Origin of the sequence: Paenibacillus sp. HJGM_3 (assembly GCF_045062745.1) — a bacterium.
Lineage (GTDB): Bacteria > Bacillota > Bacilli > Paenibacillales > NBRC-103111 > Paenibacillus_AA.
Window position 1 is genome coordinate 138,223 of the sequence record NZ_JBJGED010000003.1, and the last position, 15,942, is coordinate 154,164.

The 15,942-nt window shown below is 59.3% G+C and carries 14 protein-coding genes; all 14 read left to right on the plus strand.

Annotation, left to right across the window (positions count from 1 at the left end):
* Positions 1-12: 12 nt before the first annotated feature.
* The 14 genes from ACI5FR_RS04765 (at position 13) to ACI5FR_RS04830 (ending at position 15,904) form a co-directional block, all read left to right on the plus strand.
* Positions 13-936 (plus strand): GNAT family N-acetyltransferase, encoded by a 924-nt coding sequence (locus ACI5FR_RS04765; RefSeq protein WP_405450999.1) that lies wholly within the window; start codon positions 13-15, stop codon positions 934-936.
* A complete protein-coding gene (locus ACI5FR_RS04770; RefSeq protein WP_405451002.1) occupies positions 917-3,238 on the plus strand; it encodes a beta-ketoacyl synthase N-terminal-like domain-containing protein in 2,322 nt (773 codons plus the stop codon). Before ACI5FR_RS04765 ends, ACI5FR_RS04770 begins: the two co-directional genes overlap by 20 nt.
* Positions 3,239-3,258: 20 nt before the next feature.
* On the plus strand, positions 3,259-3,582 hold the full coding sequence (locus tag ACI5FR_RS04775) for a phosphopantetheine-binding protein (RefSeq protein WP_405451004.1): 324 nt from the start codon (positions 3,259-3,261) through the stop codon (positions 3,580-3,582).
* Positions 3,579-4,331 (plus strand): 3-oxoacyl-ACP reductase family protein, encoded by a 753-nt coding sequence (locus ACI5FR_RS04780; protein ID WP_405451007.1) that lies wholly within the window; start codon positions 3,579-3,581, stop codon positions 4,329-4,331. Before ACI5FR_RS04775 ends, ACI5FR_RS04780 begins: the two co-directional genes overlap by 4 nt.
* Positions 4,328-5,068 carry an SDR family oxidoreductase gene (locus tag ACI5FR_RS04785; RefSeq protein ID WP_405451009.1) on the plus strand — a complete coding sequence of 247 codons (741 nt, stop codon included), beginning with the start codon at positions 4,328-4,330 and terminating at the stop codon, positions 5,066-5,068. The genes ACI5FR_RS04780 and ACI5FR_RS04785 overlap by 4 nt, the downstream gene beginning before the upstream one ends.
* Before the next feature lie 24 nt (positions 5,069-5,092).
* Positions 5,093-5,485 carry a holo-ACP synthase gene (gene acpS / locus ACI5FR_RS04790; RefSeq protein ID WP_405451011.1) on the plus strand — a complete coding sequence of 131 codons (393 nt, stop codon included), beginning with the start codon at positions 5,093-5,095 and terminating at the stop codon, positions 5,483-5,485.
* Positions 5,482-6,426: a substrate-binding periplasmic protein gene (locus ACI5FR_RS04795; protein ID WP_405451014.1), complete on the plus strand. Its 945-nt coding sequence runs from the start codon at positions 5,482-5,484 to the stop codon at positions 6,424-6,426. The genes acpS and ACI5FR_RS04795 overlap by 4 nt, the downstream gene beginning before the upstream one ends.
* 240 nt (positions 6,427-6,666) lie before the next feature.
* Entirely contained in the window at positions 6,667-7,470 is an 804-nt protein-coding gene (locus ACI5FR_RS04800; protein WP_405451016.1) for an ABC transporter permease, read from the plus strand.
* 5 nt (positions 7,471-7,475) lie between these two features.
* Entirely contained in the window at positions 7,476-8,291 is an 816-nt protein-coding gene (locus ACI5FR_RS04805) for an ABC transporter permease (RefSeq protein ID WP_405451019.1), read from the plus strand.
* A gap of 9 nt (positions 8,292-8,300) precedes the next feature.
* Entirely contained in the window at positions 8,301-9,296 is a 996-nt protein-coding gene (locus ACI5FR_RS04810; RefSeq protein WP_405451022.1) for an ABC transporter ATP-binding protein, read from the plus strand.
* A 644-nt stretch (positions 9,297-9,940) separates the two neighbouring features.
* Positions 9,941-11,077: an ABC transporter ATP-binding protein gene (locus tag ACI5FR_RS04815; RefSeq protein WP_405451025.1), complete on the plus strand. Its 1,137-nt coding sequence runs from the start codon at positions 9,941-9,943 to the stop codon at positions 11,075-11,077.
* Positions 11,074-14,043: an extracellular solute-binding protein gene (locus ACI5FR_RS04820; RefSeq protein ID WP_405451028.1), complete on the plus strand. Its 2,970-nt coding sequence runs from the start codon at positions 11,074-11,076 to the stop codon at positions 14,041-14,043. Before ACI5FR_RS04815 ends, ACI5FR_RS04820 begins: the two co-directional genes overlap by 4 nt.
* Positions 14,040-15,026 (plus strand): carbohydrate ABC transporter permease, encoded by a 987-nt coding sequence (locus ACI5FR_RS04825; protein WP_405451031.1) that lies wholly within the window; start codon positions 14,040-14,042, stop codon positions 15,024-15,026. The genes ACI5FR_RS04820 and ACI5FR_RS04825 overlap by 4 nt, the downstream gene beginning before the upstream one ends.
* Entirely contained in the window at positions 15,023-15,904 is an 882-nt protein-coding gene (locus tag ACI5FR_RS04830; RefSeq protein WP_405451034.1) for a carbohydrate ABC transporter permease, read from the plus strand. Before ACI5FR_RS04825 ends, ACI5FR_RS04830 begins: the two co-directional genes overlap by 4 nt.
* Positions 15,905-15,942 lie beyond the last annotated feature (38 nt).

Sequence of the window (15,942 nt, forward strand, 5' to 3'; positions counted from 1 at the left end):
GGGGGAAAGCTTATGTTCCACGTTAGCCAGCTGGATTCGACAACAAGCCCGGCCTACGAATCGCTGACCTTCCAATATGCCCGCCCCCTGCTGCAGCAACTGAACGAGCGTCCGACCTCCTTGGCCCTTGGGGCAGAATGGAGGGACGGCGCCAGGAAGACCGAAGCGGTCGGGCTGCTGCTCCTCCATTGTCCGGCAGGGAGCGAAGGCGCCGAGGTCGTCTCTCTCTTCGTCAAAGCCCCGTACCGCAGACGCGGAATCGGGACGGCGCTCCTCCGCCTGGCGGAGGGCCTCCTCCAAGAGCGGCAGCGCTCGAAGCTGAGCCTGATCTATTATTCGGGCAAACCCATCACCCCCGCGATCGAGTCGTTTCTGCATCGCGAGGGGTGGTCGCCGCCGGAGACCGAAGGGAAAGTGTATACGGCGGACATGAGGATCGCCGAGGCGCCCTGGCTTCAGAAGACCGGCATGCCGAGCGGGATGCGCTCCTTCTATTGGCAGGAGCTTCCGGGGGAAGAGAAGACCCGATTGGAGAAGCTGGAGGGCAGCCTGTATCCCGCATACCTCTCGCCGTTCAAAGCGGTGCTGCCGCTGGAGAAGCGCAACAGCCTCGGCCTGCGGGCTCGCGGCGAGACGGTGGGATGGTGCATCACATACCGGATTGCCGAAGATACCGTACTCTATGACAGCGTCTATATTGCGCCGGAATATCGCTTGTCCGGCTGTGCGTTCATGCTGATCGCACAATCCATCTCCATTCAGCTCGAGCATCGGATCCCTCGGGCAATCTTCGCGGTGAATCGGGAAGCTCCGTTCATGCGCCGAATGCTGGACCGGTGGCTCGGCCCCTATACAACCGGTATCTCGGAGCGAAAGTCGGCCCATAAGGATCTATGTGTGAAAGGGGGGCTCGCGGTTGGCACAAGTCATGGATAGACGGCGCGTGGCGGTAACGGGAATGGGCATCCTATGCGCCCTAGGGGATACGTTCGAAGCCGTATTCGCCCGGATGCAGGAGGGCCGAACGGGCATCGGGCCGGTGCAGCGCTTTCCGACGGCGCGGCTCCATAGTGGGATCGGGGCGGAGCTGAGTCCGGCTGCGGCCAAGGGCTATTTTACGCCGGAAGAGCGGCGGCAGTACGACCTGTGCGCGCAATATGCGATCCTCGCCGCCGACCAGGCGCTTCGGGACAGCGGCCGGCAAGGGACGGTCGAGCTGGGACCGAGATGGGGCGTGGCGCTGGGCACATGCAACGGGGGCATCGTGTCGCTCGAGGAGCAATGGACCGTCACGGAGCTGGACGAAGCAAGAACGGCCCGTTATCCGTTTTACCAGCAGGGCGACGACGTTGCCGCTTATTTTGGGGCTGGAGGGCCGGTCGCCACCATGAACACGGCATGCGCGGCCAGCGGCAATGCGATCGGGTACGCCTACGACATGATCCGCTGGGGCTACGCGGACGCGATGCTGGCAGGAGGCTCCGATCCCCTCTCGCACGCGGTGTATGCCGGGTTCAATGTGCTGAGGGCCTTGAATCCCGTGCCGACCTCCCCGTTCGCGAGCCGGTTCGGGCTCAGTCTCGGCGAGGGGGCGGCTATCGTAGTCCTGGAACCGCTGGAGCGGGCGTTGGCGCGCGGAGCCACCGTCTATGCGGAAATTTGCGGGTATGGCCTCAGCAACGATGCGCATCACGAGACCGCGCCGGATCCGGAGGGACGGGGCATTCAAGGTGCGGTGACAATGGCTTTGCGCCATGCCGGTACATCCTTGTCGCAGATCGAGTACATCAACGCGCATGGCACGGGAACGCAGGCCAACGATCAAGCGGAGATCCTGGGGCTCCGCAGCGTGTTCGGCGACCGGCTGCCCGATATCCCGCTCAGCTCGAGCAAAGCTTATTTTGGCCATACGCTCGGGGCGGCCGCCGCGATCGAATTCACGACCTCCCTGTATGCGATTCGGCAGGGCTGGCTGCCGGCGACGCTGCATTATGACGAGCCGAGAGCTGGCTGCGAAGGGTTAAGCATCGTGGCCAATCGAATGGAGGAGGGGCGGCCGGCGTTCATCCTGAACAACAACTCGGCCTTCGGGGGCCACAATGTATCCCTTGTGGCCCGAACGGGTCTGGCCGATGCGGCGCAGGACTACAATCCTGCGGCTGTGCGCTACCGCCCGGAACGAAGAATCGGGCTCGTCGGCATCGGGGCGGTGCTGGGGGACGGCGTTCGCCGTGGCCGCATATCCGGTGTATCGGGTGTATCGGGTGTATCCGGTGCAGGTGACTCCACGCCAGATACAGTGGACGCGAAACCGGGAGCGTGCACGTTCTCGTTGAAGGACTTGGATCCCAGTCTGTATGAGCGGCGGATGAACCGGCTCTGCCAGTTCAGCATCGGCGCCGCGAAGACGGCGCTCGCGGATGCGGGATGGGACGGCTCCGCGGCCGGTGACGCGATCGGATTCATCTACGGCACTTCGAGGGGCAGCACGGACAGCATCGGCAAGTTCCTGCACAGCGTGTTCGTGAACGGGCCCGAGCAGGCCAGCAGCATCTATTTCCCCTTTACGGTAATCAACTCCATTGCCGGCAAAACCGCGGAGAAGCTGGAGCTGGGCGGGTTCAGCAGCTCCCTGAGCAGCGGCGGCACGGAGGGGATTCTGGCCGTGGCCTATGCCTGCGACAGCATCCGCAGCGGGGTACACGACCGATTCCTCGTCGCGGCCGGGGATGAATGGTCCGGGCTCTCGGACCAGATCGACCGGGCGAAGGGGCTGACGGAGAGCCGGTATGGGGCGCTGGAGGGCAGCGTTTGTCTTGCTTTGGCCGATCTGGAGACCGCCCGGGAGACGGGATGGCTGACGATCGCGGAGCTCGGAGGCTGCGGGATGGCTTCTGGCGCAGACGGCTTGACCCGAGCCGTCGACGAAGCGGCGAAGCGCGCTGGGGTGGCGCCGGAACAGATCGACGGGGTGCTGCTCGATTGCGCGGGCCGCCCAAGCGAGCGAGAAGCGGCGGTTCAGGCCGTTCGCGAGCTGCTCGCCGGAAGGGACGTCCCGTTGGTAGACGTGAATGAGCAATACGGATACGGGGAATCCGTCAGCTCGATGCTCCTGCTGGGCGCAGCTGCAGAGCAGGTGAAGCCCGGAGGGTTGCGGCACGTCTTGGCCGTCAGTATATCCGTGAATGGCAATGCGGCCGCTGCCATCGTCAGCGCCGTGGAATCAACCAGCTACTAGGAGGAGGGGGAGGAGATCCCATGATGAACGCGCACTTGTTATCGCTGGAGGAACTGAAGCAAATCGTGAAAGAGAAGCTTCTCGTCGAGCGGTTGGAATTGGAAGACGTGACGGCGGCCGACATTGGCGATGAAATGCCGCTGTTCGGGGAAGGGCTGGGCCTGGATTCCGTGGAGGCTTTCGAGGTCATGGTGGGGCTGGAGGCCGTGTTCGGGGTGATGGTGGAAGGGATCCCGGCAGAGGAGCTCAAAGCCCACATGCGCCATGTGGATTCGATCGCCCGGTTCATTCAGGCCAGCGTGCGGGAGCAGCCGGTCAACCGGGCGGAGACGGGCTCGGTATGAGATCCGGGGTGCTCCAGGATCGGGTGGCTATCGTCACCGGTGCCACCCGGGGGATCGGAAGAGCGGTGTGGGAGCAATTCTCATATGCCGGCGCCACCGTGATCGGCGTCTATGCCCGAAGCGAGGAGATCGCCGCGCGGCTAGAGGCGGAGAGGGAGTCGAGATCGATTCCGGGCGCCTTCTATCAAGGTTCGGTCCACGACCCCGCCTTCGTTAAGGAGCTGATGCAGCGGGTGAAGCGACAGTTCGGCCGCCTCGACATCCTGGTGAATAACGCCGGCATTACGAGGGACAATCTGGCGATGCGGATGACCGTCGAAGAATGGGATACGGTGCTGCAAACGAACTGGCTCGGGACATTACTTTGCGCCACGGAGGCGATTCCATATATGAGGGAGCAAGGCGGGGGTTCCGTCATCAACGTTGTGTCGGTCTCGGGCATTTACGGCAGGGAGGCCCAGGCGAACTACAGCACCGCCAAGGGCGCTGTCATCGGCCTCACGAAGCTGCTGGCTCGCCGTCATGCGCAGGAGGGCATCCGCGTCAATGCGGTAGCCCCGGGCATGATCGCCACGGAGATGACGGAGTCGCTGCCCGCCGGCACCATGGACGCCTTCTTGGGGCACACGCACTTGAAGCGCCAAGGCACCGCTGGCGAAGTCGCGGCCGCCCTCTTGCCGCTGGCCTCCGGGGCTGCCGCTTATGTATCCGGACAAGTGCTCAAGGTAGACGGGGGGTTCCTGCGATGAGCCGAGCCGTATTGCTCACGAAAGCCGATCCGCTCTTCATGGGGCACATCTTGACCGAACTGCTGGAGCAGGGCTGCTCGACGGCTATGGTGTTTGCGGAACCGGGGGAAGCCGGCTCCTGCATGGATCGGGTGCCCGAGCGCCATCGGGAGCGGTTTTTCCCCTTATGGGGCCGGCCGACGGACGAGGAAGGCATTCGAGCCGTCGTGGATCAGGCCGCGAGCCGAATGGGGCGCTTGGATGTGTTGATTCACGGGGTAGAGGCCTGGGACGAAGAAGCGGGATATGACTTGGATCCCCTCGAATTCGGGTTGAACACGGCGGCGGAGCTCCGGAACCGCTTTTTGTATAGCCGGGCGGCGGCCGCGCATATGGCCCGCGCCAAATCGGGACAAATCTGGTTTTTGCTGCTCGCCGACAGCTTGTACTCTGCAGGGTACCCTTCTTCGCCGGTTCTGAATCAGGGAACGATCGGGCTGATGAAGACGCTCGCAAAGGAGCTCTCGCCCTTCCGGGTCGCCGTGAACGCCGTTACCTACGGCTATTACGCCGTTCCGGACGAACGGGTGGACAAGAAGGAGCTTAGGCAAAGGTTGGAGATTCATGCCTTGAAGCCGTATCTACCGGCGCCGCAAGAGATGGCGGCAGCTTCCGTCGATTGGCTGCTGCGAGTCCCGGAGCGTCTGGTGAGCGGGCAAAATATCCATTTCGGTGCGGGGCTGGATACCGGCGTGTAACTCATTCGGAGAGGAGAGTTCCGATTGCTAATCGGCGTTGGACTCGATCTGGTAGAAATCGGACGGTTCGTCAAAATGCTGAACAAAAAGGATGAACTGCTGGTCGAGCGTTTATTGACGGACAAGGAACGAAGGGATTTCCTCGCTCTGGAGGCCCCGCATCGCCAGGCGGAATGGCTCGCCGGCCGATTCGCGGCCAAGGAAGCGCTGATGAAGGCGCTGGGGCTGGCTTTGCCCCGAGGCATCGGCATGCGGGATATCGAAGTGAGTCCGGATTCGGCGGGCCGACCTTGCCTGGTCTTGTCCGACGCCGTCCTTCGGCAGTTGGAAGCCCCGATCTCCTGCCATCTCAGCATCACGCACACCGACACGACCGCGGCCGCTGTCGTCGTCATCGAGAAGGAGGCTCGCCCATGACGGCCTGGAAATGCAATAGACACTCCTTTTGGGCTCAGGCCCGATTAGCGGGGCTTATGCTGGCGAGCGTGCTTGCATTGGCCGCCTGCGGAGCGAGTCCTTCATCGGCTCCCCAGGCGCCAAAGGACGGGACGGGCGAATTCGTCGTGACTCCCGTCAAGCGGACCATAGCCGAGGAGGATCTGGCCTACTATTCGCCGCAAATGAAAGCCATCTACCAACGAGGAAAACTCCGGGTAGCCTTGCCTGTTGCGGATCGCAACCCTTTCTTCTATACCGATGCGGGCGGGATGCTCACTGGGAGCGACGTAGAATTGGCCGCGGACATGGCGGCTCAATTGGGCGTGGACGTAGAGTATGTGCGGTCCGCGAAATCCTTCGAGGAGGTCGTGAACCAGGTCGCTTCGGGCCAGGCCGACGTGGCCGTGTCCAAGCTCAGCGCGACATTGCCAAGAGCGGGAAAAGTGCTGTTCTCCGAGCCCTATCTCACGCTGCACCAAGGCCTCTTGATGAATCGTCTCGCCATGGCGCGGCTCGGACCTGCGAGTGTAGACCCCGTACAGCGCCTCCGCCAAGCGAAGGTGAAGATCGGGGTCATCGCGGGGACTTCTTACGTCAGTTTTGCGCATCTCCTATTCCCGAGAACCGAGACGGTCCAATTCGCGACCCCGCAGGAAGCAATGGATGCCGCGATTAAAGGCGATGTGACGGCGATCTATTACGACGAGCTGCAATTGAAACAGCTGCTCGCGAACAACCCGGGGCGCTCCATCGATCTGCAGCTGCATCTCTTGCCGGATCAAGTCGATCCGATCGCCGTCGCGATCCCGCCTCAAGAGGGGCCATTGCTCGCTTGGATCAACTTGTATTTGCAGAGCAATCAGGCTCGCATTGATTATCTGTTGGCGAAATACGGGGTGAAAGCCGAGCATGCCCGTTAAGTAACGGCTCGTCGTAAACTGGAATTGTGCAGACGATCGTCCAGATGGGCTCGGCTTCCCCAAGCATGCGCGAACGTAATGCCCCCCGCTAAACACACGGTTTCAACCCCTTTTCGAACACGATTAGTTTCCTTGCCTTCCTCCAAAACCGTTATAATGTAACTTTCATATTGCTAGACCCTATGACCGAACTTATAATGGTATAAATTGCCTGCCTAGTAGCTTTTGTTGAATAGTGGGGTGTCTGGACTGCTGCAAGCTTATTGGTACATAACGAAAATGCGGGTGTTGACCAACCTGGCCTATCGCTTTGAAGTGTTCGCGGCTGTCGGAACCAACATTATTTTGCTGATCGCGTCTGTGTTTTTGTGGAGATCCGCCTATGCAGGCATCGAACAGGTCCAATCCATGCAATTGGATGATCTGATTACGTATACGGTGCTTTCCATCCTGCTAGCTTCCGTTTTTGTATGCGGAGTACAGAATACGATCTATTATAAAATCCGCGAAGGCCAGATCGTCACGGATTTTTACAGACCGATCCCGCTGCTCGCCTCCTATTTGGCCGACGATCTCGGAAGTGCGGTCAGCGGGCTCGTGAATCGGGTGATTCCGCTGTTCCTGTTCGCCACGATCGTTTTCGGTCCGCCGCTCCCCGCCTCGTGGAAGCATTTTTTATTGTTCGTCCCCAGTGTCCTGTTGAGCTATGCTTTGTTATGGCTGCTAAGCGCTTTGGTCGGCTTGGCTGCGTTCTGGGTCATGGAGCTCGGCAACTTGGGCATCGTGAAGGATAGTATCGTGCGTATTTTGTCCGGCAGCCTCGTTCCGCTCTGGTTTTTCCCGGAGACGATCCAGCGCATCTCGGCGTTCCTGCCGTTTCAGTATACGTATCAAGCCCCGATCAGCATTTATATCGGCGTCGTTTCGATACCCGAAGCCTTTCAGGGGATGGTCATACAGATCGTTTGGGTCGCCGTATTGGCTCTTCTGCTCCGCTGGGCTTGGAATCGCACGAAGACGAAGACGCTGATCCAGGGAGGCTAAGGACTATGGTGGCAAAATTAAGGCATTACGGCTCCGTAGCGGCTTGTTTCGCCCGGCTGGCCGTACAGCGGCAGCTGGAATATCCTTTGTTTCTTGTCAGCTGGCTGCTGATGATTCCGATCCACTACTTCTCCGGGATTTGGATGCTGCGCATCATTGTGGACCGTTTTCAACCGCTGAATGGGTGGGATTTCCCCGAGCTGGCGTTTATCTATGGGCTGGGACTGTTGAGCCACGGGCTGCTGGTCGTCTTTTTTATTAATACGTGGCATATGGACCATATGGTCATCAACGGGGCGTTCGACCGGCTTCTGCTAAGGCCGATGAGCGTGTTTTTTCAGTTGGTGGCGAGCTATGTGAATTTTATCGGACTGATCGATCTCATACCGGGCACCATTATATTTATCTATGGCTGCCAAGCCGTCGGCCTGGAGTGGTCCCTTGCGAACATAGGCAAGCTGATCCTCGTTGTAATTGGGGGCGTCTTCCTTCGGGCGGCGCTGTTCGTCAGTCTTGGCACGATCGCGTTCTGGACCAAGCGCAACGCTTCGACGGTTGATTTCGCTTTGTCTACCTTGGAGCGGGTCACGTTATATCCCCTTAGTCTATACCCATACATCGTTCAGATGCTTTTTACGTTTCTGATCCCGATCGGGTTCATCAGTTTTTATCCGGCCGTCGATTTTCTGGACAAGGCTCATGCCTTTCAGCTTCCTTTAGGCTTTGCTCTTTGGACTCCTCTTCTCGGGTTGGTTTATTTTTGGTTATCGCTACGGCTATTCAGGCTCGGTATGAAAAATTATGAAAGCTCCGGATCGTGAGGGTTGGATATGGCCGTGATTGAGGTCAATGACATCGTCAAAGAATATGTGGTCGTGAAGAAAGAAACCGGCCTTCGAGGAGCGGTTAAAAGCTTGTTCTTCCCCGAGAAAAAAATCGTCCGGGGTGTCGATGGCGTTACGTTCGCCGTCGAGCCTGGAGAAATTGTGGGGTATATCGGTCCGAACGGGGCGGGAAAAAGCACGACGATTAAGATGCTGACCGGCATTCTCCACCCGACTTCGGGCACCATCCGAGTGTGCGGCATTTCTCCGCAGGAGAACCGCAAGGCGGTTGTGAAAAAGCTCGGTGTCGTGTTCGGACAACGCACCCAACTGTATTGGGACTTGCGTCTCGGGGAATCGTTCGAGCTGCTCAGGCGGATTTATCAGATAGACGACAAGCTTTACCGCGAAAATGTGGCCCTGTTAAATGAGGTCTTGAAGCTGAGCGAGTTTCTGGACACTCCGGTCCGCCAGCTGTCTTTGGGCCAACGGATGCGGGGCGACTTAGCCGCGTCCATGCTGCATTCGCCTTCCGTCTTGTTCCTGGATGAGCCGACGATCGGCCTGGACGTCGAAGCGAAGCATGCCATCCGGCAGTTCATCAAAGAGATGAACCGCACGCTGGGGTTGACCGTCATTCTGACTACCCATGACCTGGATGACGTCGAGCAGCTGTGCAGCCGGCTGGTCATCGTGAACCACGGCAAGGTAGTGGAAGACGGCCCCATCGAGCATCTGATCGGCCAACTCACGCCGAAGCGGCAGCTCGTCGTTGACCTGCAGCATCCTTGCGAAGATTTGACGCATCCTTCAGCCGAGATTGTGAAGCGGGAAGGCCTTAGACTGTGGTACCAGTTCGAGAAAAAACGGATCACGGCCGCCGAGCTCATCGCGGACTTGTCCCGGAAGCTGCCGATTCAAGACTTAAGCGTCAAAGAACCGGACATCGAAGAAGCGATTCGCGAAGTTTACAAAACTTCGCCGGAGCGGCAAGTTCAGTAGGATATAGTGTTGCGGTGAACGACAGAAGGCGGGCTCTAACCTCCAGCTAAGGGGCGGAACCCGCCTCGGGCGCGATTGGACATCGCTGGGGAGACCAAGAGTGGTCGAAGCAAAGTCGTCCTGGAATCGGGAATGGGCGGGAGCTTATCCGATGCGTGGGCGGCGCTGGGGTATCTGGTGTGAGAAGAGGGATTTCCTCCCTCTTTTTCGTCGGATTCAAGCAACTTAAGGGATGTGAGGGGGAAAAGCTCCCTCTTTTTTTATGGAAAAAAGCATAAATCGGGGGGATCGGGCCAAAGGAGAGGGAGCTTTTCCCTCACATCAGCGCGAAACACGTGGTTAGGAGCGAAAGGGAGGGAGGTTTTCCCTCTCCTGGTTAGGACGACGCCCGTCTAAACAACAGGCGACACGATTTCATCTACGATCGGAACCTCTCTGCCCGCCCGCCCCACGCGCCAAACTGAACGCCTACGCGACGCACCGTCCGCACAGGACGGTTTTCTTTTTGCCCACAAACAGAAGTCAATAGAAATCAACTAAAATAATCACCTAAAATTAAAGTAAAATAAATTGACAGTTATACTATAATGCCATAAAATCAAGGCAGGATCCGTATTTAATTTGGTTAAAGGGTGGTTCCGACCATGGCCCATGTCTCGTTCCGGCACGTGTATAAATACTACAAATCCGAATCGACTCCCTCCGTCAAGGACTTCCATCTCGAGGTCGACGACGGAGAATTTCTGGTGCTTGTCGGGCCTTCCGGCTGCGGCAAGACGACGACGCTCCGCATGCTCGCAGGGCTGGAGGACATTTCGGAAGGCGAGATCTACATAGGGGATCGCTACATTAATTATGTGTCTCCGAAGAACCGCGATATCGCGATGGTGTTTCAGAACTATGCGCTCTACCCGAATTTATCCGTATTCGAGAACATGTCGCTCGGCCTAAAGCTGAGGAAGATGGCCAAGCATGAGATCGAACTGCGCGTGAAGCGGGCCGCCACGACGCTCGAGATCTACTCGCTGCTCGGGAAGCGGCCGAACCAGCTGTCCGGCGGCCAGAAGCAGCGGGTTGCGCTCGGACGCGCGATCGTGCGGGAGCCGCAGGTGTTCCTGATGGACGAACCGCTGTCCAATCTGGATGCGAAGCTGCGGACCCAGACGCGCGCCGAGCTGATCCGGCTCCATCAGGAGCTGAGGGCGACGACCGTGTACGTCACGCACGACCAGACCGAAGCGATGACGATGGGCTCGCGGATCGTGGTCATGAAGAGCGGAGAGATCCAGCAGGTCGCGACGGCGAAGGACATCTATAATCACCCGCGCAATTTGTTCGTAGCCGGATTCATCGGCTCCCCGCCGATGAATTTCGTGGAGGGAGCGGTGCTCGAGGAGGAGGGCCGGTTCTACTTCGATACGAAGCGGTGGAGGCTGCCGATTCCCGAATCGTTCTACCCCGCATTCCGCAGAACTTCCGCGACGGCCCTGCGCCAGATCGTGATGGGTATCCGGCCGGAGCATGTCGTGTGCGACCCGGAGCTCGTGCGCCAGCATAGCGCCTCGGCGGTTCAGGCTAAGGTCGACATCCGGGAGCTGATGGGCGCGGATATGTTCCTCTATTTAACTTCAGGCGACACCCGTATGATCTCCCGCGTGGAAGCGCATTCACCTTTTGAGCCGGGAGATGCCGTGCAGGCTGCGTTCCGGATGGAAAAGGCGCATTTCTTCGATAAAGAAACCGGGATGTCGTTGCAGGCTCAGGAGGATCCTCGGGCATGAGAAGGCGGCGAACACGAATCATAGCCGTGGCGGCCGTCTGTCTGTTGGCGGCCGCCGGCTTCGGGCTTCGGTCCGTGGCGCAGAGCGGCGACAGCTATCCGGCGGTGCCGGCCGATCAAGTCCGCATCAGCGAGGCGCACCGCGTGAACGGCGTGCCGGCCTATGCGGAGGCGGAGCGAACCTTCGGCAAGCTCGCCTCCGCTGCTGCCACGAACGGGACTGCCGCCGCCATTCAACTGCAGGCAGCCGCGTTCACGAAGGCGTCGGACGACGCAAAAGCGGCGAAGCGTCAAGACCCGCAGCAAGGGAACATCCTAGCTTGGGAGAGCGGGCTCGGTTGGGTGGAGTGGCAGTTCGAGGCTCCGCAGGACGGCTTGTACGAATTGAGTCTCGATTACTTGCCGCTCGCCTCAGGCTACACCCCGATCATAGTAGGCGTGCAGATCGACGGAAAGCTCCAATTCGAAGAAGCAGGGCATCTGGAGCTCGTGCGGCATTGGAAGGACGAGAAGTTCCCGTACGACCGGAATGCGCTGAATAACGAAATCCGCTCCCCGCAGAAGGAAATCGAAGGCTGGAAGACGACGACGCTCGCCAACTATTCGGCCTCCTCGGAGCCGCTGAAATTCCAGCTGACCAAAGGCGTCCATACGCTGCGGATGACCGGGAGCGGGGGGCCGGTGGCGCTGCATGCGCTCTCGCTCGCCCCGGCGGCGGCGACTCCCGCGTACGCGCAATATGTACAATCCAAGACGGCCAATACCGGCGATGGTTCCGACAACTGGTACGCCATCTTCGAGGCCGAGCAATATACGCGGAAATCACACACGTCGGTCCAAACCGGCAGCGCGTCGGAGCCCTACGTGTCCCCGGACCCGAAAGGGCGGATCGTTTATAACGTAATCGATGGTTCTCGCTGGAAAAACCCGGGGGAATGGATCGAATGGACATTCGAAGTTCCGAAGACCGGGTTTTATGAGATCGATACGAAGTACTTTCAGAAGTATCCCGCCCAAGGCAAAATCAACGTCTACCGCACGATCATGATCGACGGGCAGGTGCCGTTCCGGGAAATGCTGCACGTGCCGTTCCCTTACAACGACCGCTTGACGGTGCGAACGATACAGCAGCCGAACGGCGACCCGTACCGCTTCTATCTGACGGCAGGCAAGCATGTGCTGCGGATGACCGCGGACAGCTCCCCGGTGGAGCCGGCCGTCTTGTCTCTGAGCCGCTCGTTGGACGACATTCGGGACATTGAGCAGCAAATCCGAAAGATCACCGGCAACTATGGCGAGAAGAACGGCAACGTCGATCTCAACCGGACGTGGGAATTGGCCAAGTACGACCCGAAGCTGCCCGACAAAATCCAAGCCATTATCGACAACTTGAACAGTGCGGCGGCATATTTGAAGGGTCTCCATCAGACCAAAACGGACGCTACCACCGCGGTGGAAATCGCTGTAGATACGCTGAACCGAATGAAGTCGGATCTGGACCGCATCCCGACGGAGATGAAATATTTCACCGACATCCAGAGCAGCCTCAGCACTTGGCTCGATCAATTGAACAAACAGGGGATGGCGCTCGACTTCCTGGTCGTCCGGACGCCGGAGGCCAAGCCTGAGCTGAAGCAGTCGACGCTGCTCACCAAAATTCCTTATGCCGTTAACAACTTCTTCCGCACGTTCTACATGACCTATGACCTTCGGAAGCTGAACGACCGAACGGCGTTGACCGTGTGGGTGCAGCGCGGCCGGGATTATGTCGATCTGCTGCAGGAGATGATCGATCAGGATTTCACGCCGAAGACCGGCATCAAGGTCAACGTGAACCTGATGCCGAACGCCAATGCGCTCATTCTGGGCAATGCGGCCGGCGACCAGCCGGATGTAGCGCTCGGCATCGCCATGGATACCCCGGTAGATTACGCGATGCGCCAGGCGGTCGCCGATCTGTCGAAGTTCCCCGGTTTCAATCAGACGGTCCAAAGGTTCCATCCGGGCGCGATGCGCTCGTACGCTTACGACGGCGGGGTCTATGCGCTGCCGGAGGTGCAGAACTTCAAGCTGATGTTCTACCGTACGGACTTGCTGCAGCAGCTCGGCCTGCAGCCGCCTCAAACTTGGGAGGACGTATACCGGATGCTGCCGACGCTGCAGGAGAACGGATTGTCGTTCTATTATCCGGCCCTGGACTTCACCCCGTTCTTCTACCAGCAGGGAGCGGAGTTCTTCACGAACGACGGCATGCACAGCAAGCTGGAAGGCGAAGCGGCGCAGAAAGCGTTCGAGCAGTGGACCGGGTTATTCGAAAAGTATTATTTACCGAAGGAAGTCCCGTCCTTCTACAACCACTTCAAGCTCGGCGATATGCCGATCGGCGTCGCGGATTTCAACACTTATGTCCAGCTGCTCGTCGCCGCACCCGAGATCGCCGGCAAGTGGAAGATCGCCCCGATCCCGGGCAACCGACAGAATGACGGCACGGTCGCACGCTGGGCTCCGCAAGGGTTGACCGGCGCGATCATCATGGAGAAGAGCGAACGGAAGGAGCAGGCGTGGAAGTTCCTCGACTGGTGGACATCGAATGACGTGCAGCTGCAGTACGGCAACCGGATCGAATCGTTCTACGGCACGGAGTACCGCTGGAACACGGCCAATCAGCAGGCGCTCGCCGCCTTGTCCTGGCCGGCCGAGGACCTGAAGGCGATCCAGGAGCAGAACCGCTGGACGAAGAACATGCCGCTCGCGCCGGGGTACTATTTCCTGAGCCGAGAGATGGAGTTCGCCTGGATCCGGACGGTCGTGAAAGGCGTGCCGGCCCGAGAATCGCTGGAGGAAGCGACCGTCTCCATGGAACGCGAGATGCAGCGCAAGCAGCGCAACCTGAACATCCCGGCGACGGCGGATCTCCGCCTGCCGGCGTTCGATCAACCTTACGATTGGAGGAGCGCCCAGCCATGACCCGACCATCCGTGACCCGGCCGCCGATCGTCAAACCGACGACGGCGCCCGACTTCGGCACGATCGTTCAGCGTATGAAGCTGTTCCTGCGCAGAACCTGGGACGCCCGGCTCTCGTATTTGTTCCTGGCGCCGTTTCTCCTGTGCTTTCTCGCGTTCGTCGTCGTGCCCGTCATCATGGCCGCCACGCTCAGCTTCACGTCGTTCGACGGCTTTACGTTTCCGACCTTCATCGGTCTCGACAACTATATCTCCTTGATCACGCAGGACGTCGTCTTCATGAAATACGCCCTGCCGAATACGATCAAGTTCGCGGTGTTCGTCGGCCCGATCGGCTATTTGTTCACCTTCTTCGTCGCCTGGCTCATTCACCAGCTGCCGAAGAGCATCCGCGACTACTTCACGCTGGCGTTCTATGCGCCTTCGATGGCCGGCGGCGTGGCGCTGTCCGTCGTGTGGATCGCCGCGTTCAGCGGAGACCAGGTCGGGTACTTGAATCACCTGCTCCTGAACCTCGGATGGATCGACATGCCCAAGCTGTGGCTGCAGGATCCGCAATATTTGCTCAACATCATGATCATCGTCACCCTGTGGACGAACTTCGGCGTAGGCTTCCTCGCCATGCTGGCCGGTCTCGAGACGGTCAATACCGAGCTGTACGAGGCCGGGCGAATCGACGGGATCAAGAGCCGGCTGCAGGAAGTGTACTACATCACGGTGCCGTCTATGAAACCGCAGATGCTCTTCAGCGCGGTGATGGCGATCGTCGGCACGCTGAAGGCGGGGCAAATCTCCGTCCAGCTGACCGGGAAGCCGATTACGCAGCAGTACGCGGGGCATTTGATCATCAATCACGTGGACGATTACGCGTATCAGCGCTTCGAGCTGGGGTACGCGTCGATGGTGTCGGTCGTGCTGCTCGTCATCGCCTATCTGGTGATGCGGTTCTGCTACCGGCTGTTCGCCCCGAAGGACGGTGAATGACGATGTTGGCTATGCGCAACAAGCTGAGACGGCTGCGCCGGATCTCGATATCCCGGGCGCTTCTGTTCGCCGTCCTGACGGCGGTGGCCGTCTTCATGCTGCTCCCGATCGTGTTCATCATCAACAATGCGTTCAAACCGTTCAACGAGCTGTTTCTGTTCCCGCCCACGTTTCTAGTCAAACAGCCGACATGGACCAACTTCTCGACGTTGTTCCTCGTGTCCTCCGGCGGGACGATTCCGTTCACGCGGTATTTGTTCAACAGTGTGTTGATTTCGTCCATCACGCTCGTCTGCGTCATTCTGGCGAGCTCGCTCGCCGGCTATGTGCTGTCGAAGCATCGCTTTCCTTTTAAAAGTCTGATCTTCTCCCTGATCTTGGTCTCGCTGATGTTCGCCCCCGAGACGGTCGGCATTCCCCGTTATCTCGTCATTAGCGGGCTCGGGCTGAACAACACGTACTTCGGGCATGTGCTGCCGTTCCTGGCCTCGACAGTCGGGGTGTTCCTGATGAAGCAGTTCATCGATCAGGTGCCGGACGCGCTCTTGGAGGCGGGCAAGCTCGACGGGGCTTCGGAATTCGGGTTGTTCACCCGGATCGTCATGCCGATCTGTTTCCCGGCGATCGCGACGATCTCGATCCTGACGTTCCAGGCGGTCTGGATGGACACCGAGGCTTCGACCTTGTACATGCAGGACGAGACGATGAAGACGCTGCCGTACTACGTGCTGACGCTGACGAACGGCTTGCAGAACAGCGTGGCCGGACAGGGGATGGCGGCCGCCGCGGGACTGCTCATTTTTCTGCCGAACCTGATCATCTTCCTGCTGTTCCAGAAAAAAGTCATGGAGACGATGGTCCATTCCGGGGTGAAATAAGCGCTGAGCTAACCGAAGAACGAGGGATGACTTGTGAT

Coding starts and splice junctions, on each gene's coding strand:
- ACI5FR_RS04805 (WP_405451019.1), top strand. CDS start 7,476: ATGGTGGCAAAATTAAGGCATTACGGCTCCGTAGCGGCTTGTTTCGCC.
- ACI5FR_RS04775 (WP_405451004.1), top strand. CDS start 3,259: ATGATGAACGCGCACTTGTTATCGCTGGAGGAACTGAAGCAAATCGTG.
- ACI5FR_RS04820 (WP_405451028.1), top strand. CDS start 11,074: ATGAGAAGGCGGCGAACACGAATCATAGCCGTGGCGGCCGTCTGTCTG.
- ACI5FR_RS04830 (WP_405451034.1), top strand. CDS start 15,023: ATGACGATGTTGGCTATGCGCAACAAGCTGAGACGGCTGCGCCGGATC.
- ACI5FR_RS04825 (WP_405451031.1), top strand. CDS start 14,040: ATGACCCGACCATCCGTGACCCGGCCGCCGATCGTCAAACCGACGACG.
- ACI5FR_RS04765 (WP_405450999.1), top strand. CDS start 13: ATGTTCCACGTTAGCCAGCTGGATTCGACAACAAGCCCGGCCTACGAA.
- ACI5FR_RS04780 (WP_405451007.1), top strand. CDS start 3,579: ATGAGATCCGGGGTGCTCCAGGATCGGGTGGCTATCGTCACCGGTGCC.
- ACI5FR_RS04785 (WP_405451009.1), top strand. CDS start 4,328: ATGAGCCGAGCCGTATTGCTCACGAAAGCCGATCCGCTCTTCATGGGG.
- ACI5FR_RS04795 (WP_405451014.1), top strand. CDS start 5,482: ATGACGGCCTGGAAATGCAATAGACACTCCTTTTGGGCTCAGGCCCGA.
- ACI5FR_RS04810 (WP_405451022.1), top strand. CDS start 8,301: ATGGCCGTGATTGAGGTCAATGACATCGTCAAAGAATATGTGGTCGTG.
- ACI5FR_RS04815 (WP_405451025.1), top strand. CDS start 9,941: ATGGCCCATGTCTCGTTCCGGCACGTGTATAAATACTACAAATCCGAA.